This window comes from Bacteroidota bacterium (genome assembly GCA_025059945.1).
Taxonomy (GTDB): domain Bacteria; phylum Bacteroidota; class Rhodothermia; order JANXDC01; family JANXDC01; genus JANXDC01.
Window position 1 is genome coordinate 110,133 of sequence record JANXDC010000003.1, and the last position, 18,328, is coordinate 128,460.

The 18,328-nt window shown below is 64.2% G+C and carries 18 protein-coding genes; 4 read left to right on the top strand and 14 right to left on the bottom strand.

Annotated features, from left to right (window positions below):
- Positions 1–23: 23 nt before the first annotated feature.
- The 3 genes from NZ993_01680 to NZ993_01690 are packed head-to-tail and all read right to left on the bottom strand — an operon-like array spanning position 24 to position 2,751.
- Positions 24–557, bottom strand: a complete 534-nt coding sequence (locus NZ993_01680; protein ID MCS7154507.1) for a GDSL-type esterase/lipase family protein — start codon at positions 555–557, stop codon at positions 24–26.
- A 2-nt stretch (positions 558–559) separates the two neighbouring features.
- On the bottom strand, positions 560–1,837 hold the full coding sequence (locus NZ993_01685; GenBank protein ID MCS7154508.1) for an ABC transporter permease: 1,278 nt from the start codon (positions 1,835–1,837) through the stop codon (positions 560–562).
- Positions 1,834–2,751, bottom strand: a complete 918-nt coding sequence (locus NZ993_01690) for an ATP-binding cassette domain-containing protein (GenBank protein MCS7154509.1) — start codon at positions 2,749–2,751, stop codon at positions 1,834–1,836. Before NZ993_01690 ends, NZ993_01685 begins: the two co-directional genes overlap by 4 nt.
- Before the next feature lie 131 nt (positions 2,752–2,882).
- On the opposite strand from NZ993_01690, the gene NZ993_01695 reads away from it, so the two are divergent.
- Complete coding sequence (locus NZ993_01695) at positions 2,883–4,319, top strand: glycine--tRNA ligase (protein ID MCS7154510.1); 1,437 nt, start codon at positions 2,883–2,885, stop codon at positions 4,317–4,319.
- A 13-nt stretch (positions 4,320–4,332) separates the two neighbouring features.
- Here the strand turns inward: NZ993_01695 and NZ993_01700 are convergent, their stop codons facing one another.
- Positions 4,333–5,148 (bottom strand): enoyl-CoA hydratase-related protein, encoded by an 816-nt coding sequence (locus tag NZ993_01700; GenBank protein ID MCS7154511.1) that lies wholly within the window; start codon positions 5,146–5,148, stop codon positions 4,333–4,335.
- A gap of 207 nt (positions 5,149–5,355) precedes the next feature.
- Here NZ993_01700 and dacB point away from each other — a divergent pair, with 207 nt between their 5' ends.
- Together dacB and NZ993_01710 are read left to right on the top strand one after the other, a co-directional pair.
- Positions 5,356–6,804, top strand: a complete 1,449-nt coding sequence (dacB, locus tag NZ993_01705) for a D-alanyl-D-alanine carboxypeptidase/D-alanyl-D-alanine-endopeptidase (protein ID MCS7154512.1) — start codon at positions 5,356–5,358, stop codon at positions 6,802–6,804.
- Positions 6,801–7,130, top strand: a complete 330-nt coding sequence (locus NZ993_01710; GenBank protein ID MCS7154513.1) for an MGMT family protein — start codon at positions 6,801–6,803, stop codon at positions 7,128–7,130. The genes dacB and NZ993_01710 overlap by 4 nt, the downstream gene beginning before the upstream one ends.
- Positions 7,131–7,141: 11 nt before the next feature.
- Here the strand turns inward: NZ993_01710 and secG are convergent, their stop codons facing one another.
- Positions 7,142–7,486, bottom strand: coding sequence for a preprotein translocase subunit SecG (gene secG, locus NZ993_01715; GenBank protein ID MCS7154514.1), 345 nt, complete (start codon positions 7,484–7,486; stop codon positions 7,142–7,144).
- A 149-nt stretch (positions 7,487–7,635) separates the two neighbouring features.
- Here secG and NZ993_01720 point away from each other — a divergent pair, with 149 nt between their 5' ends.
- On the top strand, positions 7,636–8,097 hold the full coding sequence (locus NZ993_01720) for a periplasmic heavy metal sensor (GenBank protein ID MCS7154515.1): 462 nt from the start codon (positions 7,636–7,638) through the stop codon (positions 8,095–8,097).
- An 18-nt stretch (positions 8,098–8,115) separates the two neighbouring features.
- Here NZ993_01720 and NZ993_01725 read toward each other — a convergent pair whose 3' ends face one another.
- From NZ993_01725 to NZ993_01765, 9 genes are all read right to left on the bottom strand, one after another.
- Entirely contained in the window at positions 8,116–9,315 is a 1,200-nt protein-coding gene (locus NZ993_01725) for an MFS transporter (GenBank protein ID MCS7154516.1), read from the bottom strand.
- A 15-nt stretch (positions 9,316–9,330) separates the two neighbouring features.
- A complete protein-coding gene (locus tag NZ993_01730) occupies positions 9,331–10,095 on the bottom strand; it encodes a PepSY domain-containing protein (GenBank protein ID MCS7154517.1) in 765 nt (254 codons plus the stop codon).
- Positions 10,096–10,113: 18 nt separating this feature from the next.
- A complete protein-coding gene (locus NZ993_01735) occupies positions 10,114–10,437 on the bottom strand; it encodes a hypothetical protein (protein ID MCS7154518.1) in 324 nt (107 codons plus the stop codon).
- A 225-nt stretch (positions 10,438–10,662) separates the two neighbouring features.
- On the bottom strand, positions 10,663–13,935 hold the full coding sequence (locus NZ993_01740) for a CusA/CzcA family heavy metal efflux RND transporter (protein MCS7154519.1): 3,273 nt from the start codon (positions 13,933–13,935) through the stop codon (positions 10,663–10,665).
- Positions 13,928–15,526: an efflux RND transporter periplasmic adaptor subunit gene (locus tag NZ993_01745; GenBank protein MCS7154520.1), complete on the bottom strand. Its 1,599-nt coding sequence runs from the start codon at positions 15,524–15,526 to the stop codon at positions 13,928–13,930. Before NZ993_01745 ends, NZ993_01740 begins: the two co-directional genes overlap by 8 nt.
- Positions 15,523–16,806 carry a TolC family protein gene (locus tag NZ993_01750; protein ID MCS7154521.1) on the bottom strand — a complete coding sequence of 428 codons (1,284 nt, stop codon included), beginning with the start codon at positions 16,804–16,806 and terminating at the stop codon, positions 15,523–15,525. Before NZ993_01750 ends, NZ993_01745 begins: the two co-directional genes overlap by 4 nt.
- An 81-nt stretch (positions 16,807–16,887) precedes the next feature.
- Entirely contained in the window at positions 16,888–17,265 is a 378-nt protein-coding gene (locus NZ993_01755; protein MCS7154522.1) for a hypothetical protein, read from the bottom strand.
- A 23-nt stretch (positions 17,266–17,288) separates the two neighbouring features.
- On the bottom strand, positions 17,289–18,074 hold the full coding sequence (gene mazG / locus NZ993_01760) for a nucleoside triphosphate pyrophosphohydrolase (GenBank protein ID MCS7154523.1): 786 nt from the start codon (positions 18,072–18,074) through the stop codon (positions 17,289–17,291).
- Positions 18,075–18,320: a zinc ribbon domain-containing protein gene (locus NZ993_01765; GenBank protein ID MCS7154524.1), complete on the bottom strand. Its 246-nt coding sequence runs from the start codon at positions 18,318–18,320 to the stop codon at positions 18,075–18,077.
- Positions 18,321–18,328: the final 8 nt, after the last annotated feature.

Here is an 18,328-nt window from a genome sequence, read left to right on the forward strand (position 1 = left end):
CGGCCGAGGGCGCAAGACAAGCTTTACAGGGCGCGCAGATGGGCCTCCAATAGCTCGCCCCACACCCGGTAGGCGGCCGGGCTTATGGGATCTCCCCTGTAAGCCTCCCGGAGGGCGCCCTTCGGATCGGCCCAAAGCTTGTGGAGATCCAAGAAAACGAGCCCGTAGGCCTCCGCAAGCCCTTGCAGGCGGCGGTTGAGCGCCCTTACGCGTTCCGGAGGACTCCAAGAGGCCGGAAGCGGGGGCACCGCGCAAAGCCAGGTTCGAATCGGCCGGCTCGCGCCTAAGAGGCGCCCTATGATCGCCTCCAGATCCCCCGTGATGGCCTCTTCGGTTCTGCCCTTGCGCAAATCGTGGGCGCCGGCGCAAAGCACGACCAAATCCGGAAAAAGCCGCAGCGCGTCTTGAAACAAGCGGGCCGAAAGCGCGCCCAGATCCGCCCCGGGCAGACCTTTATTCAGCACGGGCCATGCGGGCAGATAGCGCACCACATCTAGCCCCGCAATCCATTCGTCGCCTACCAGCACGATGGGCCGACTAAACGCCTCCGGTCGCATGGCTAGCCTTGCCGGGCCCAGCGTAAGATTTCCCTTAAGGTAGGCTTCTTTCCATAAATCAGGATGCCGACCCGGTAGATTCGAGCGGATATCCAAACCCCGGCCCAGAAAGCAAGCGCAAGCAGCAAGACCGAAAGCCCCACTTGCCAGAGGGGCACGGTCGTAGCGGCCAGACGCACGACCATCAGGATAGGAGCAAAGAAGGGCACCAAAGACAGCACCACGGCCAATACGCCATCCGGATCGGCTATGACATTGGTGATGAAAAAAATCGGGACGATAATGGGCAGCGTGATGGGCCATTGCAGATTTTGGGCGTCGGATTCCTGATCAACGGCCGAGCCGATAGCGGCAAAGAGGGTGGCGTACAGAAAATACCCGGCTAGAAAGTAGAACACAAACGCCATCAGCAGGCTGGCGGGGATGCCGGAGGGAGCAAGACCGACGGGCAGGGCGGTAGCCTCCTGACCAGTATTGGCGCCAAACACGGACATTAGGGCGGCCCAAAAGGGGCCCAGCCCGACGAGAATGCCCATCCCCAGTAGGATCCAAATCAGGATCTGCGTTAGCCCCACCGCCCCGATCCCCAGCACCTTGCCCATCATGATCTCGAAAGGCCGAGCCGAGGAGGCCAAGACTTCGATAATGCGATTCGTCTTCTCCTCGATCACCCCACGCATGACGAGCGCCCCGTAAATAAGCATCATCACGTAGATAAGAAATCCGAGCACGTAGCCGAGGCCCGCCAGGATGAGGCCTTGGTCGCGTTCCACGCCCGTTTCGGTAATGCGGTGTGTTTCCAGCGGTACGCGCTCACGCGCCAGCCGGATCACGCTCGTATCCAGCCCCGCCTGGCGCAACCGCTCCAAGCGCACGACCTCGCTTACGTCCGCCTCTAGCCTCTCCCGAAACGCTAGCCCCCCACCGCCGCGGGTGTAGAGGTGCGCTCGTCCGCCTTGCAGTACATCGGGGGGCAAAAGCAGATATCCGTCCACGCGCCCCGATCGGACCGCTTCGCGCAGAGCGGATTCGGGCTCGTGGCTCACATAGTAACGGGCCGTATCTCGTGATACAAGCTCCGGGCCCAGTCTACCTGTAGCGTCCAGGACGGCGAGCCGACGTCGGCTGGTATCCTGCGTCCATAGGGTCACGAGCACGGGCACCACGAGGATAAGCAGCAGCCCCAGCGGCCCCAGCAAGGTGCCCACCAGAAAGCCACGAGAGCGCACCCGCACGGTATACTCGCGCAGCAGGATGATGCCGACTTTATTCCAGTTCATGAGGCAGCCTCCGGCATAGAGCCCGTTACGACCTCGATAAAGATCTGCTGCAGGCTGGGCTCGAACACCTCGAAACGCTCGATTTCCGCCTCCGCGGCTATGGCCATGAGCACATCCTGGGGGCGCAGACGCCCGTCAAGCAGGCGCAGCTGCGCCGCATGCTGGCTGCGGCTGAGGATCTGCACCCCGGGCAGGCGATCCAAAATTCCATCCGGACCGGAGAAGGCCACACGGATAGTATCCTTGCGATAGCGTGCTTTTATCGCCCGCATCGATCCCTGAAGCACAACCCGTCCCTGATGGATCAACACGATGTCGTCGCAAAGGGCCTCGACCTGCTCCATGCGGTGCGTGGAGAACAGAATCGTGCGTCCCTGGCTTTTAAGTTCCAGAATAACCTGGGTCAGCAGCTCCGTGTTGACGGGATCTAGTCCCGTGTAGGGCTCATCCAGAATCAACAGCTCCGGCTCATGGAGCACGCTCGCGATAAACTGCACCTTTTGCTGCATGCCTTTGGAGAGCTCCTCGATGCGCTTCTGCTCCCAGCCCCGCGCTTGTAACCGCTCCAGCCAGCGGCGTGCGGCGCCCTCGGCCTCTTGTCGGCTGAGCCCCTTGAGGCGGCCGAAGTAAATGAGCTGCTCCAGTACGCGCATCTTTTTGTATAGTCCGCGCTCTTCGGGCATATATCCGATGCGCCGCTGCTGTTCGGGGCCCACGGGTTGGCCCAGCAGGCTGATCCGACCCGAATCAGGAATCAGGATGTAGGTGATCATGCGAATTGTGGTCGTCTTGCCCGCCCCGTTGGGGCCCAAGAGGCCGAAGACGCGGCCGGGTTCAACAGCGAACGTCACCCGATCCACAGCCCGCGTGCGGCCAAAGCTTTTGCAGACCTCGACGAGCTCCAAAACAGGCATCCGCAGAAGGCCTCCTGTGCGCACTGGGCGCTTTTACGTTCTGCACGGCGTTTCGGTTGCGAAGATAGCCATGGCGATTGTGCAAACTCACTCCGTAGCTTTGCCCGTCTCAAAACGCACGTAAACGGCCTATGGCAACCGACCTGTTCGAAAAGCTCGTCTCCCTCTGTAAGCGCCGGGGCTTCGTGTTCCAATCCAGCGAGATCTACGGTGGCGTAGGCGGGGTCTACGATTACGGCCCCCTGGGCGTGGAGCTTAAGCGTCACATCCGCGATGCTTGGTGGACGGCCATGACCCAGCTGCGGGACGATATCGAGGGCCTGGATGCGGCCATTCTCATGCACCCGCGCGTCTGGGAAGCCTCCGGGCACGTAGAGGGCTTTCACGACCCCCTTGTGGACTGCCGACAGTGCAAGGGCCGCTTTCGGGCCGATAAGCTTCTGGAGGAGTTCGCCGAGCGCTTGGAGCGCAAACACAAACGCCGGGAGGCCGAGGCCCTGCTACATGAGCTGCACCAGAAAGACGCCCCGTTGGGCGCGCTTATCGCCCGGTACGCCGTGCCCTGCCCCACCTGCGGGGCGCGCGATTGGACCGATGTGCGGCAGTTCAACCTCATGTTCAAGACCTTCTTGGGCCCCGTGGAGGATTCGGCCAGCCTGCTCTACCTGCGCCCCGAAACGGCCCAAGGGATCTACGTGAACTTCCACAACGTCAAGGATACGACCCGCCAAAAGATCCCCTTCGGCATCGCGCAGATCGGAAAGGCCTTCCGCAACGAGATCGTGGCCCGGCAGTTCATCTTTCGCATGCGGGAATTCGAACAGATGGAGATGCAGTTCTTCGTGCGGCCGGGTACCGATGAGGCCTGGTTCCGCTACTGGATCGAAGAGCGCTACCGATGGCACCTCAGCCTGGGCATCCGATCCGAACGGCTGCGCCTACACGAACACGGCCCCGATGAGCTGGCCCACTACGCCAAGGCAGCCGTGGACATTCAGTACCGATTCCCGATCGGCTGGCAAGAGGTAGAGGGTATTCACAACCGCACGGACTTCGATCTGTCCCGCCACCAGCAGTACTCGGGCAAGAACCTCAAATACTTCGACCCGGAGACGCAGACCTCTTATATTCCCTACGTAGTGGAAACCTCAGCCGGCCTGGATCGGACGCTCCTTATGGTGCTCGCCGACGCCTATGATGAGGAACCGGTGGAAGGCGAAACGCGCGTCGTGCTGCGCCTACATCCCAAGCTCGCCCCCATCAAGGTGGCGGTACTGCCGCTGGTCAACCGGGATGGGATGCCCGAACGGGCCGAAGCCATCTACCGAGCCCTCAGACGGCGCTTTCGGACCTTTTACGACGACAAGGGCGCCATCGGACGCCGCTACCGACGCATGGACGAAATAGGCACGCCCTTCGCCGTAACGATCGACTCCCAAACCCTGGAAGATGGCACGGTCACGGTTCGCGATCGGGATACGATGCGCCAGGAGCGCGTCTGCGAGCATCGGCTCACCGATTACCTTCAGGAGCGCCTAGAGCGCTGGGAGCGCGAACACGTAGGCTGAAAAGCAGACCCCCCTAGGACCCTTGAGGGCCGCTAGCCTGCTTTTCCGCGCTCCAGGGCGGGGCTTGGCCGCGCAAGAAGGCATCGACCCCCGCCTGACAGTCCGGGGTACCGCGAGCGAAAGCGTTGACCAGGGCGGCGTATTCGAGCGCAGCCTCCAGCCCCTGTCCAGGCAAATCGGCCAGAAGCCGCTTCGTAAGGGCCATGGCCGAAGCGCTGTTGCGGTAGGCCAACTCATCGGCTAGCTCCCGCACGCGCTCATCGAGCCGCTCCGAGGGGGCCACCTCCGTGACCAGTCCGATTCGATAAGCCTCCTCGGCCGAAATAAGCCCGCCATGCAGAAGCAAGCGCCGGGCCTGCGCCTCGCCGATGCGGCGCAGAAGGAAAACGGCCACCAGGGCGGGCACAAAGCCGATGCGCACCTCAGTATAGCCGAAGCGCGCCTCAGGGGAGGCGAGCACGAAGTCGCAAACGGAAACCAGCCCGCAGCCGCCGGCCACGGCCGGACCGTGCACGCGCGCGATCACGGGTTTGGGAGAGCCATAGATCGTCTTAAGCAACCGCATAAGGGCCCGCGAGTCAGCCCAGTTCTCCATATTTGAGGCCCCCCGCAGCCGCTGCAGATGCTCCAAGTCCGCGCCGGCTGAGAAAGCCGGCCCTCGGGCCCCGAGCACGATCACGCGCACCTGCGGCTCGTCGATCGCGCGCTCAAAGGCCTCCTGTAGCGCCGCTATCAGAGCGCCGTTGAGCGCGTTGCGCTTTTCGGGCCTGTTCAGCAGGATCCCGCATACCGGACCAGCCTGCTCGACCCAAACCAGAGGCTCGGCCATAAACGCCTCCTTCCGCTGCGCGCGATGATACGCCGTTTTTCTCCCGCGGTGCAAACGATCACGCATCTGCGGCCCTCTAGAGACCGACCCGCACCCGCTACGCTCTGAGCGGGCCCATGGGGCTTACGGCCTGGCTTTGGCCCGCAAGGCGTCGCCTCCGTTTGGATCCCCTCTAGAGGGCGGTTATTTTTGCCGCGTCTACCGAGTATGCTCGCGCGGATCTATACGGCGCTGCTGGGGCTGCTTCTGGTCGGCCTCGGTGCCCAGGCTCAGTCCTTGCGCGCGCGCATCGAGCGCCTGCTGGATCAGCCGGCTTTCGCTAACGCCTTCTGGGGCGTGGAGATCCGCTCCCTTCAGAGCGGACGGATCTGGTATGCGCGCAATGCCCGGAAGAGCTTTGTGCCCGCCTCCAACCTGAAGCTCCTCACCACCGCCGCAGCGCTGGATCAGCTCGGAGCGGAGTGGCGCTTTGAGACGTCCCTCTACGCCGATGGGCCCATCGCAGACGGGCTGCTTCGGGGCGACCTGGTTGTGCGCGGAGGCGGAGACCCCACGATCGGGGCCCGGTTCTTCGGTGACAACCCCTTGGCGGTCTTCGAAGCCTGGGCTGACTCCCTGCTTAGAGGCGGCGTACGGGTCATCACCGGGGACATCATTGGCGACGACGACGCCTTCGACGACCTGCCCTTGGGCTATGGTTGGTCATGGGATGATGAAGTCTACGGCTACAGCGCACAGATTTCGGCCCTGTCCTTCAACGAGAACGTCATCGAGGTGCGGCTGCTGGCCGGGGCGGAGCCCGGATCTCCGGCTCGCCTGGTCGTGCGACCCGAGACGGACTATGTGCGGCTTTACAATCAGACCCTCACGCTTCCGGCTGACTCGGCTCTGCGGGAACGCTACGATCGGGAACGGGCGGGCAACACCTTTTACGTGCGCACCCGCCTGCCCGTAGGACAAGAGGTGCGCGCGCGGCTATCCGTGGACAACCCCACGCTGTACTTCACCACCGTGCTATACGAAACCTTGCAGCGTCGGGGGATCCAAGTGCTCGGCCGGCCCCGAGACGTCGACGAGCTCTCGATTAAGCCCGATTACGGCCGCATGCGGCTTCTTTGGACGCATCGTTCGCCGCCCCTTCGAGAGATCGTGCGCGTGATCAACAAGATCAGCCAAAACCTGTACGCGGAGCTGCTGCTCCGCGCCCTGGGCCGCGCGCGCTTTGGGGTGGGCAGCGCGGAGGCCGGCATACGGGCCGCACGCGAAAGCCTCGTCCGAGCCGGCTTGGACACCAGCCGCGTGGTCATGGTCGACGGAAGCGGGCTTTCGCGCCTGAATCTCATCACCCCTCAGGACCTCGTCAAGGTGCTCCTCTTCATGCGCGGCCATCCTCATGGGGACGCCTTCTTCGAATCCCTGCCCATTGCCGGTGTAGACGGCACGCTTGCTAACCGCATGCGCCGCGGTCCGGCGCGGGGGCGCGTGCGCGCCAAGACGGGCTTCGTGGGGCATGTGCGCACGCTTTCGGGTTACCTCCAGACCCAACGAGGCGAATGGCTGGTCTTCAGCCTCATGGCCAACCACTACACGGTGCCCACCGCCGCGGTAAACGAAGCCCAAGACCGACTGCTGGAGCTGCTTGTGCAGGGCCGATGAGGACGGAGCAAAATTATTTTGAACGCGTCTACGCCGTGGTGCGCCGCATCCCGGCAGGTCGGGTTACTACCTATGGACACATCGCCGCTTATCTAGGCCTGCGCAGCGGAGCTCGCATGGTGGGATGGGCCCTGTGCGCGCTTAAAAGCGAGGGGAACTGGCTCGATGTCCCCGCACACCGAGTGGTCAACCGCCGCGGAGAGCTCACGGGCCGGCTGCATTTCGGCGGCTACCACGTCATGGAGGACCTGCTGCGCGCCGAGGGGGTGCGGTTTTTGGAGGACGGCCGCGTCGACTTAGATCGGCATCTTTGGGTGCCCACCTGAGCAGCGGGAGCTTACCGGGTTGGGGCGGGCCTATTGGCGGGCGTCCCACCCGGAGGCACAAGGGGGGCTGAGGCGGGAGCCTGCTCCGTGGCGCGCTGCTGGATGATGCTCTGCGTATACCTGCGATCGATGAGGAAGTTGGCCAGTAGACACAACAGCAGAAAGATCGTCGCCAGCACCGTGGTGGTCTTGCTTAGGATATCCGCCGTGCGGCGCACGCCCAGGATCTGCGCTCCGCTAAAACCCCCCGCTATACCGGCTAGACCCTCGCCTTTGCTGCTTTGCAGCAGCACAACGGGGATGAGAAGCACCGCGATGAGCGTGATCAGGCCGATAACGATGTAGTAGGCCACCATCGGTGAGCTCCGTTTCTCCTAACGTCTTTGAGTCGAAGATAGGACCCTCGAGCAACGAAAATCAATCCGAAGAAGACGCGTTAAACGGCTCCCCGTATGAGTCCGTCTAATCCGGCGAAAATGGGACCAACTCCGAGGAGGACGAAGCAATGAGCATAGTCCTGATTGTGGCGAGCGCGCTGGTGCTGGCCATGCACGAGCCGACCTGGGCGCAGGGCACAGGCCAAACCCCGCCCCTGCTCACAGCCGAACAGCGGCAGCGGGTACAGGAGGCGCGCGATCGATTCCGGCGCGAGGCCATAGACCTGCACGCCGCACTCCAGCGAGAACGACTCGAATTAGAGCGCCTGCTGCGGGCCGAAAACCCCGACATGGCACGCGTGGAGGCGCAGCTTCGCCGGATATCCGAAGCCGAAACCCGTCTGCGCATGGCACGCATCCGCTTCGGGCAGGAACTGCGCCAGATTGTGGGACCGGAGCAATACCAGCGGCTGCGCCAGGCCCTGGGAAGACGCGCGTGGGAGCGCTGGCCAGCGCTCCGCTTCCGTTTTCGACCTGGCCCCTTGCGGGAGGGCGGTCCGCGTCTCCGTCGAGGCTGGTGGGACCTATGAGCCGAGCTTCGGCCTCGCTTAAGGCCGCTCCGAAGCACTCGGGGCGGCCTTTCTTATGGTGAGGGCCACTAGCAACAGAGCCAAAAGCTGAAAGCCTACCGACCAGGCCACCACGGCCCCGAGCAAAGCGCGATCGTATAACGCCCCCATAACGAGGCTGCCCCCGAACCAAGCGGCCCCGAAGCAGGCGTTGAAGATCCCGTAGGCGCGCCCGCGCTGCTGTGGGGCGATCAAACGGGCGATTTCGGCGCGCAGCACGGATTCCTGTGCCCCCATGCCGATGCCCCATAAGATCGCCCCCGCTACGACAGCCTCCGGATGCTCGGCAAAGGCGAAGGGGGCGGAGGCGGCGCTGAGCAAAAGGGCGCCCATGAGAGCCCATAGACCTGAGCGGTCGAACCAACGGCCAAAGCATAGCGCCGAGGCCGCGTCCACGGCCATGGCCAGCGCATACAGAGCGGCCACCGACCGCGCGGACAATAGCCCGAGTCGTTCGGCGTGATAGCCGATTAGGGGGAAATCCGCATATCCAATCGCCAGCGCAGCCGCCGCGGCCAGATACCACCCAAAGGCAGCCGGATAGCGCCCCGCAGGCCGGCCGGTCGCCTGCTGCTCGGCGGACTCCAATAGCTCGGGCCTGGGGTACTGCAGGCGCGCATACCCCAGCACGGCCAATGCCAAAGTAGCCGGAACGGCCAATGCGGCGAAGGCCAAGGCGTAATTTTCCCGGGCTCCCAGTATAGCGGCCACGAGCAGGGGGCCCAAGACCGCCCCCATCTGATCCAGGGCCTCGTGAAGCCCGAAGGCCCAGCCGCGTCCCACAGGGGCGGAGGCGTAGGAAAGGATGAGGTCGCGTGCAGGCGTGCGCAGCCCCTTGCCGATGCGCTCCAGTAGGAGCAGCGCCGCGGCCCATTGCCAATGCCCAACCAGGGCTAGCAGGGGCACGGCACCTAAGTTGATCGCATAGCCAGTCCCCATGAGCAGCCAGTAACGCCGGCTGCGGTCCGCCCAGTACCCGGAAAGAAGCCGAAACAAGTACCCGAGTAGCTCCCCCGCGCCGGAGATGGCCCCTATGGCGGAGGCCGTGGCCCCAAGCGTGGCCAAAAAGGGCCCGGCCAGCGCGCGTGCGCCTTCGTAGGTGGCGTCGGCTAGCAGGCTGATCACCCCAAATAGCACCACTAGCCGCAGCGCCCAACGCCGTTTGCGAACAGGCCGCACGCGTATCGTCCCGCTTTAGCGCCCCCTCGCAGACAGGGGCCGGAATCGGCCTAATGGACGGCGCAGCCGGGGGCTTGTTGCAATCCAAAGCACAAAGCCCGAAAGCACGGTAAGCAGGCCCAGCACCGAGAAGACCCGCAGCAGCCAGTGGTTGAAGTCGCTTCGATTGCGATAGTCCATGGTGTGCAGCATCCAGAAGAAATCGAATACGCGCCAGGTGTCGTTGCGCCGGGCCGTGACGAGCCCACGTTCGGCCGACACGTAAAGGCGCGTGCCCGTCGGATGCTCGAACTCCACTTGCCAGGCCGGAAGCTCCTTGCCGCGATATTCGCTTCCCGGTGGCAAGCGCTCTATCCAGCTTATCCGGCGCACGGAGGCCTGGGGGAGAAAGTCCCGCTGAGCGATCTGCAGCGCCTCCTCCCGTCTAATTGGAGGCCGCAGACGAGCCGTGTGGGCGTCGGCCAGCGCATAGCGCAGCTTCCCGCCACGATCCCGATACGCGATCTCGTAGACGGGCTTCCCCAAAAGGGGCCGAAGCGTAAGCACGAGCACCTGAGGCGTATCGGAGCGGGCCGCATAGAAGGCGGCTAGCACTTGATCAGGGCTTGCTAGGCCCCGCGGAGGGCCTGACCAGCTCTCCGGAGGGGCGGCTAGGTGCTCGCCCCGCACCCGTGCTATGGGATTCCAGGAGAAGTAAACCCCGCCAAGGGCCCAGGCCAAAAGCTGCAGGCCTCCTATGAGGCCCAGGTAGCGGTGGGCTTTGCGGATCCAGCGGGCCATCGAGCTACCTCCCGCCCCCTAGCGCACCGCGATGCCGACCGCGCTCAGCTTGCGGCGCCCCTCATCGATTGGGATAGCCCGAAGCTGCATGCGGCATAGCGGACAGGTTCCCTCCTGATCGGCCCAGACCTTGTCCTCGATCATAGGGCAAAAGTAGAGCTTTCCGTCTCGGTTGAGGTCGATGGACGCAAGCTCGATGGGCTCGGTGCGGATCCAGCTGGAATCACTCCGAAACGCGACCTCCTCTTGATGCCCGGCATGTTCGCGCGTAGCGGCGGGCTGTTCCGGTGAAGCGCAGGCGGTCCCCAGGAGGGCACTCGCAAGCAACCAGGCGATGCGCATAGCGGAGCTCCTTCGTATTGGGTTGATGGCGACAAACCCAGTAGCCGGCTTCTGCAGCTTGGCGGATGCGCTTCCTGCGGCACCCGATCCAGATCACCGGATGACCTCGGCGGAGCCGATCTCCCCGGCCCGGGCTGAAAACCCCTCGATTTGCCGCAAAGCCTTTGTCAGAGCGCGCACGCAGCGGGCGCGATGCATGCCTTCAATCCCCAACGGTTTGGCTTCTCATGAAGGGCCTCCGTGCTCTTCTTGTGCGCTCCCGGGAAGTCGGCGGCCGTGAACGAGCACGTAGAGGGCGGGAATCATGACAAGGGTATGAAGCGCGCTCGTAATGAGCCCGCCTACCATGGGGGCGGCGATGCGCTTCATCACCTCGGAGCCGGGCTCGGAGCCGAACAAAATGGGCAACAGTCCGACAAGCGTCGTGAGCACGGTCATCATCTTGGGCCGCAGTCGCTCTACGGCCCCCTCCTCGAGCGCCTGAACCAGGGCCCTGCGGTCCAAAAGACGCCCCTGGTCGCGGTAGCGGCGTATGGCCTCATCCAGGTATACGTGCATGACCACAGCTGTCTGGGCCGCTAGGCCCGCCACGGCGATCCATCCCACGGCCACGGCCACGCTCATGTTGTATCCGGCCAGCCACATCCACCAAACCGACCCCACCACGGCAAACGGCAGCGGAATCATGAGTAACAGGGCCTCGGCGGCGCTGCGGAAGTTAAGCAATAGCAACAGAAAAATGCTGGCCAAGGTCAGGGGAATGAGCAGCCGCAGCCTTCTGTGAGCCCGCTCTAGGTGCTCGAACTGACCGCTCCAGCGCAGCGTGTATCCGGCCGGAAGCGATACATGCTCCCTTAGAAGGCGCTGGGCGCGGCGCACAAAGGAGCCCACGTCCTGCCCCGGCTGCAAGTCCACGTACACCCAAAGGCTGGGTCGGGCGTTTTCGCTGCGAATCATAGACGGCCCGCTCACCCATCGGAGGCGGGCCACCTGCTGCAGGGGCACCGTGCCCCCTGAGGGAATCGGGATCGGCACGCGGGCCAACGCCTCCGGATTCTGGCGAAAATCCCGACTTAAGCGCACCACCAGGGGATAACGTTCCAGGCCCGAGACCCACTGCGAAACCTCTTGACCAGCAACCAGGGTCATGAGCGCCTGCTGCACGTCGCCCGAGCTGAGCCCGTAGCGAAGGGCGGCTTCGCGGTCGAGCTCGACCTCCAGGTAAGAACCCTGAAGCATGCGCTCAGCGTACACGGAGCGCACTCCGGGAGCGACGCGCAGCACCGCCTCCAGCCGCCGAGCCAGCTCCTCTAGCATCTTTAGATCCGGCCCGTAGAGCTTAACCCCCACCGGCGTGCGCATGCCCGTAGAGAGCATGTCGATGCGCGCTCGAATGGGCATCGTCCAGGCGTTCGTCAGGCCCGGAAACCGCACGGCTTCATCTAAGGCCCGGATGAGGCTATCTGGATCCACGCCCGGACGCCACGCGGAACGGGGCTTGAGCCGCACGATCGTCTCGAACATCTCCATGGGTGCCGGATCGGTGGCCGTTTCGGCTCGACCGGCCTTGCCCAAGACGGCCTCCACCTCCGGAAAGCTCTTGATGATCCGATTCGTGAGCTGCAAAAGCCGACTGGCCTCTGTCACAGAAAGACCCGGAGGCGTGGTGGGCATGTAGAGCAGATCCCCCTCATACAGAGGGGGCATGAACTCCGAGCCGATTTGCGGAAACGGCACCCAGAGGCGCCCAAACAAGAGCGTCTGCACGGGAAGCAAGCTCACCAGCAGCACCGCCGCGCCCAAGAACACCACTAAACGAGGCCTTCGAAGGGCGAACCGCAGCAGCGGACGATAGCCCCGCATGAGCAGCTGCGAAAGCGGGTGGCGCGATTCCGGCAGGATCCGGCCCCGTACAAAAGTCAGCATAAGCGGCGGAACAAGCACGACCGTGAGCACCGAGGCGGCCGCCATGGCGAAGGTCTTCGTCAGCGCCAAGGGCCGAAACAGGCGTCCCTCCATCTCGCTTAAGGCGAAAACGGGCAAAAAGGAAACGGTCACGATCAGGAGCGTGAAAAACAGGCTGGGCCCCACTTCCTGAGCCGCCTTCAGCACCGTTTTCGCCCGTTCCGCAGGTGGGATCTCCCCCGCACCCCAACGGGCTTGCAGCCGCTCCAGGTGCTTGTGGGCGTTTTCCACCATCACCGTGGCGGCGTCGACCATGACCCCGATTGCGATTGCGATCCCTCCTAGGCTCATGACGTTGGCGTCTATCCGCAGCAGCCACATCAGAAGCAGGGCCGCAAGCACGCCCGTCGGGATCGTGATCAGGGCCGGAAGGGCGCTGGGCAGATGGGCAAGAAACAGCATCGTGACCAAGGCCACGAGCAGCATCTCCAGCAGGAGTTTTTCCCGGAGCGTCGCGATGACCTCCCGAATCAGCCGGGATCGGTCGTAGTCGATTGCGATCTCCAACCCCTCCGGCAGGCTGGGGCGCAGCGCCTCTAGCTTGGCCTTGACGCGCTCGATCACGCGCAGGGCGTTTTCGCCGTGGCGCATGACGACGATGCCCGATACGACCTCGCCCTCCCCATTGCGCTCGGCGATCCCCCGCCGCGGCGCGGGCCCCAGCTGCACCACGGCCACCTCTGCTAAGCGCACAGTAGGGGATGCGTCCGCTCCGGCCTCCTGAGAAAAAGGCATCTGGAGCAAGGCGCCGCCCATCGCGGAGGAGGACCCCTGCATAGCCTGAGGCCGCACGGGCAGGTTGCGGATCTCCTCAAGCGTGCGTAGGTAGCCGCGGGCCCGGATGATCTGCTCGCGGCCCCCGAACTCAAGCATACCGCCGTCTACGTCTTGATTGGAGGCCCGCAGGGCCTCCACGACATCCTGGGGCGTTACCCCGTAGGCGGCCATCCGTTGAGGGTCGAGCAGGACCTGGTATTGGCGCACGAAGCCACCCACCGTAGCCACCTCGGCCACGCCAGCTATGGCCTGCAACTCGTAGCGCAGAAACCAGTCCTGAATTGCGCGCAGCTCGGCCAGGCTTCGACGAGCCGTTCGATCTATTAGGCTGTACTGAAAAATCCAGCCCACGCCTGTGGCATCGGGACCCAGTTGCGGCTCCAGACCGGCCGGCAGTTGAGAGCGGGCGTAGCCGAGGCGCTCCAGCAGGCGGCTTCGAGCCCAGTACAGATCTGTGCCGTCCTCAAAGATGACGTACACGAACGAAACGCCCGGCATCGAATAGCCCCGCACATCGCGCACGCGCGGCAGGGCCAGCATTGCAGAGGCCAGGGGATAGGTGACCTGTTGATCGATCAGCTCCGGGCTTTGCCCGGGATACGGGGTCTCGATGATCACCTGCACATCGGAAAGATCCGGCAGGGCGTCCACGGTCGTATGCCAAGTAGCCCACGCTCCGAGGGCCACAAGCAGCAGCCCAAACGCATACACGAGCGGCCGGTTGTGGGCCGACCATGCGATAAGGTGCCTAAGCATGATCACGGTCTCCCGGGATGGGCTGCTTTTGATCCGCAGGTTCCTTGCAGCAGTCCGGAAGCCGCTCGTAGGCGGCCGGATCGCGCGCGGTGCGGTTGGCCGTGTACCCGGATCGGGCGATGACCCGCTCTAGGAGGCTTAGGCTCAGCCTTGTCACGTCGAGCTTCGCCAGGGCCTCTCGTCGGGCGAGATCGATCCGAAAGGCGAGTAGCCCGGGCAGCCCAGAGACGGCCTGCTGAATCGTCTCCACGCACATCTCGCATTGAATCGTGCTCAAGGCGATGCGGACCGTGCGCACGGTCTCTGCCCGAGAGGAAGGCTCCTTTGCGGAGACCTCGGCTCGATGATCGTGACCGGAGAGGCGATCTAAGGCGGCGCGCAGCTGGGCTTCGCCGTCGATCAAAAACGTCGCCCCGCCGGCTAGCCGTTGACCGGGCTTAAGCCCCTCAAGCACCTCGTAGTAACCTTGGGCCCGACGGCCTAGGCGAACCTCCAAGGGGCGAAACCGGCCCTGCCCTATGGCCTCCAATACGAAGGCGCGCGCCCCGGACAGCAGCACCGCCTCCTCCGGAACGGCCACAACGGGCTCGCTTCGGAACACGATCTCGGCTGTTCCCCCCGCTCCGGGCAGAAGCATAAGCCCGGGGTTGGCCAGGGGCACACGCACACGCGCGGTCCGGCTGCTTGGGTCTACGTCCGGATAGCGATACTCCAGCACGCCCCGAAGCGTCCGGCCCGGCAACATGGGGAGCCGCACCTCCACCGGGGCTCCCGTGCGCACCCAGGGCAGATCGGATTCGTAGACCGCAAGCAGCAGCCAAAGCGGATCCAGACGGCTGATCTCCAGCAAGGGCTCACCGGCCATCACGCGCTGGCCTGTCGTGACCATGCGACGCGTGACGATGCCGCTTCTCGGGGCCAGAATCTGCAGGGTGCGCTGCACCTGTCTTGTGCGCTCCAGTTGCTCTATGAAGGCCTCGGGGACATCCCAGAGGCGCAGCCGAGCTCGAGCGGCCTCCAGAAGCCGTTCAGCGCTCAGGCGGACCTCTTCGGAGGAGGCGCGCTCCCGAAGCTCCAGGGCCGAAAGCAGCTCCCGCTGCGCGCTCAGAAGCTCTGGACTGTAGAGCTCCATTACGGGCTGGCCTTGACGTACGGGCTCCCCCTCGGCGCGCACCCAAAGGCGCTCCACGTAGGCCTCGAATTTGAGCACGAGCACCGTGCGCGCCCCATCTGGAACGACCAGCTCAGCCGGCACCCGAATCCGATGCTCCAGGGGCCGGCGTTCCACCTCCACAAGCCGCACCCCAAGGGCTTGCAATGCGACGGGATCAACACGCACCCCTCCTGTGGTGTCTCGGTTTGGGACAAGGGGTACGAGCGCCATCTGGCAAATCGGACATAGACCCGGCTCCTGCCGCACCACCTGCGGATGCATGCCACAGGTCCATAGCGTCTTGGGGACCCGGGGGTTGCGAGAGCCGATCGGCGTAGACGATGCGCCCCCCTGCCGACTCCCCCACCAGTATCCCCCCGCGAAACCTAATCCGAGTAGCAGGACGATATACGCCAAGCGTCGACTCTGTGCGATCATGATTGAGGCTCCTTTTCCACAAGCTCTAGCCAGCGAGCCCGCAACAGCGCACGCCGCCCGATCGCCGCGATGCGCTCTAGCTCCAGCTCCAGAAGCATGCGCCGAAGCTCAAGCAGCTCGACGTGACGGATCCGGCCGCCTTCATAGGCCGCAAGCGCAGCCTCCCAAGCCAAGCGGGCCCGCGGGATAAGCGCCTCCTCTAAAGTCCGCAAGAGGCCGCGAAGCTCGCGGTCCTGATCGCGTATGGCTTGCGCCTCCGCCACAAGACGCCGCCAGAGGGCCTGGGCCTCGTGGCTCTTCCGTTCAAGCTGCGCCCTGCGCTCGCGCTCTTGGGCCGCCAGGGGTCTGCGCCATAGGGGGATTTCAAGGGAGACTGTGGGCATGAGGGGCTCCCAACCGAAGAGGCGGCGTCGGGCCTCGGGGCTCAGGTTCAGCCCCAACCCCACGGTCGGCTCCAGCCGGCGCATGAGCCGCTGCGCGCGCTCCATGGCCTCTTCGGTGCGCACCATGGCCTCAGCTTCTTGCCGCATGGGATGACGCATAAGCGCCTCATGGCTTACGGAAAAGGAATCCGGCAAGGGGGCCAATTGAACGGAATCCCCCGGACCCAGTGTAAGTGCCCCTCCGGTGAGCTCCCAAAGCTGAGCGCGCTTTTCGGCTGCCTGTTCAGCGAGCTCTCGGCGGCGCCGCTCCCAGAGCTGGCGCTCCAGACCAACCCGAATCGCAGCGGCTTGATTCTCTCGGCCAGAGGCATACTGGGCTAGGGCCACCTGTTCAAAGAGATGTAGCTCCTCCACCAGAGCGTCTATCCGGCGCCCCTGCTCACCGAGCATCCACAGCTCCGCTAGGGCCATGCGAAGCCGCATGCGTAGGGTCCGGCGCTCGGCGGCGGCCCGCCACGTGGCGGCCTGGGCCTCAAAGAGGCGCGCCTCGCGCTCAGCCCGCAGCCGGGCCGACTGCGGAAGCATCTGGCGCACCATAAACGAAAGGCCGCTCATGCCCGAGGCTAGCATAAAAGGCATTGCGGCCGCCTCCAGCATGGGCCGAGGCCAGGCGATTTGATCAGATCGGGCTTCGGCCGCCCGCACAGCCGCCATTTGGGCTTGTAGAGCGGGGTGATGGCGCTCAAATAGGACGAGCGCGTCCTCCTCGGTCAGAACGCGCAAAGCTTGGGCACAGGCGATCGTCACCGCCCAAGGGCCTTGTACGATCGGGAAAACAAACCAGAAAAGCCCCGAGGCGATCGCGCCTCGACGTAGTCTACATGATGCTATCGGCATGACCCAAACTCCCCAACGTTGATGGAACTTCCCCTGCCCGCAAAAGCGGGGATTTCCACTAACAAGAGGAGCCGGGGTCTTTTAGATCAGCAGATGAGTGCTAAGAAGCCGCTCTCGTGGACTGGCTCTTGAGCGGGTGTTCAGAGGCTTGGCGTCGCAGACGGGTTCCGATGTAGGCAAAGCCGCAGAGGCGACCACTGCCTCCCCCACGGTAGAAGGGGGTAGCTTATGCAGCCGATTCGTCTCGTATTCCGGCATGGGCACCTGCAGGCCCGCGATCAGACAGCAAGAACGCTCCCACGTGGGGGTTGAGCCCGCATCTTGACCGGAGCAACAGGCCTCTGGGGTTCGCATCCAGAGCGTTTGCTGGGCGCTCATCGGGCACAAGTGCACCCCCCAGAAGGCCACCGAGGGCCATAGAAGCAACAAGGCCAACATCCAGGCCGGACGATCGCGCATCGCCTTGTTGTACCACCCCGCATTTAAGAGGTTCCACCCTGGGGGAGCCTCGCTTTGGCCTCCTCCCAGAGCCGGTCCATCTCCTCTAACGTGGCCTCCTGAGGGGTGCGACCTTGCTCGCGCAGGCGCTCCTCGATGTAGCGAAAACGGGCCAGAAAGCGCTCGTTTGCCTCCTGCAGGGCCTCCTCCGCGTTCAGGCCTAGAAAACGGGCGTAATTTACCAGGGCAAAAAGCACATCCCCTAGCTCGCGGCGCCTGTCCTCCGGAGATCCGGAGCGGATGGCCTCCTGCCACTCCTGAAGCTCTTCGCGCACCTTCCCCCAGACCGGGCCCGGATCGGCCCAGTCAAAACCCACCTTGGAGGCCTTCTCCTGCATGCGGTGCGCCCGCAGCAGCGCCGGCAGGTTTCGGGGGACGCCATCGAGGGCGGAGCGGCGGCCCTCGGCCAGCTTGAGCTGCTCCCAGTTGCGCAGCACCTCCTCGGCCCCGCTTACCGAGGTCGAGCCGAAAACGTGCGGATGCCGGCGCACGAGCTTCTGGGCGATCCCTTCCAAGACGTCGCGCAACGTAAAACGGCCCGCCTCCTCGGCCATCACAGCGTGGAAGAGCACGTGCAGGAGCAGGTCCCCCAGTTCGCCCCGCAGCTCATCCCAGGCCTCCCGGTCGATGGCCTCCACCGTTTCATAGGCCTCTTCGATGAGCAGGGACTTGATAGACTGGGGCGTTTGGGCCCGATCCCAAGGGCATTCCCGTCGCAATCGGGCTACGATCGCGACCAGGCGTTCGTAGGCGTCCGTGGCGGGGTGCATTTAGTCGGCGTTCGTTTTGGCCTCGGCCTTCTCTGTGGAGGCGCTTTTGCCGTTTCCGTTAGCGCGCTTGTAGTCGGTAATGTAAAAACCGCTCCCCTTAAAGATCAGGCCTGAGCCGGCGCTGATGAGCCGTCGGAAGGCCTCTTGCCCGCAGGTGGGACAGGTGCTCAGAGGGTCTTCCGTAATGAGCTGAAAGACTTCGGCCTCATGTCCGCAAGCCTGACACCGATAAGCGTACGTTGGCATCCGTTGAG

Coding starts and splice junctions, on each gene's coding strand:
- NZ993_01680 (MCS7154507.1), bottom strand. CDS start 557: ATGCGACCGGAGGCGTTTAGTCGGCCCATCGTGCTGGTAGGCGACGAA.
- NZ993_01685 (MCS7154508.1), bottom strand. CDS start 1,837: ATGAACTGGAATAAAGTCGGCATCATCCTGCTGCGCGAGTATACCGTG.
- NZ993_01690 (MCS7154509.1), bottom strand. CDS start 2,751: ATGCCTGTTTTGGAGCTCGTCGAGGTCTGCAAAAGCTTTGGCCGCACG.
- NZ993_01695 (MCS7154510.1), top strand. CDS start 2,883: ATGGCAACCGACCTGTTCGAAAAGCTCGTCTCCCTCTGTAAGCGCCGG.
- NZ993_01700 (MCS7154511.1), bottom strand. CDS start 5,148: ATGGCCGAGCCTCTGGTTTGGGTCGAGCAGGCTGGTCCGGTATGCGGG.
- dacB (MCS7154512.1), top strand. CDS start 5,356: ATGCTCGCGCGGATCTATACGGCGCTGCTGGGGCTGCTTCTGGTCGGC.
- NZ993_01710 (MCS7154513.1), top strand. CDS start 6,801: ATGAGGACGGAGCAAAATTATTTTGAACGCGTCTACGCCGTGGTGCGC.
- secG (MCS7154514.1), bottom strand. CDS start 7,486: ATGGTGGCCTACTACATCGTTATCGGCCTGATCACGCTCATCGCGGTG.
- NZ993_01720 (MCS7154515.1), top strand. CDS start 7,636: ATGAGCATAGTCCTGATTGTGGCGAGCGCGCTGGTGCTGGCCATGCAC.
- NZ993_01730 (MCS7154517.1), bottom strand. CDS start 10,095: ATGGCCCGCTGGATCCGCAAAGCCCACCGCTACCTGGGCCTCATAGGA.
- NZ993_01735 (MCS7154518.1), bottom strand. CDS start 10,437: ATGCGCATCGCCTGGTTGCTTGCGAGTGCCCTCCTGGGGACCGCCTGC.
- NZ993_01740 (MCS7154519.1), bottom strand. CDS start 13,935: ATGCTTAGGCACCTTATCGCATGGTCGGCCCACAACCGGCCGCTCGTG.
- NZ993_01745 (MCS7154520.1), bottom strand. CDS start 15,526: ATGATCGCACAGAGTCGACGCTTGGCGTATATCGTCCTGCTACTCGGA.
- NZ993_01750 (MCS7154521.1), bottom strand. CDS start 16,806: ATGCCGATAGCATCATGTAGACTACGTCGAGGCGCGATCGCCTCGGGG.
- NZ993_01755 (MCS7154522.1), bottom strand. CDS start 17,265: ATGCGCGATCGTCCGGCCTGGATGTTGGCCTTGTTGCTTCTATGGCCC.
- mazG (MCS7154523.1), bottom strand. CDS start 18,074: ATGCACCCCGCCACGGACGCCTACGAACGCCTGGTCGCGATCGTAGCC.
- NZ993_01765 (MCS7154524.1), bottom strand. CDS start 18,320: ATGCCAACGTACGCTTATCGGTGTCAGGCTTGCGGACATGAGGCCGAA.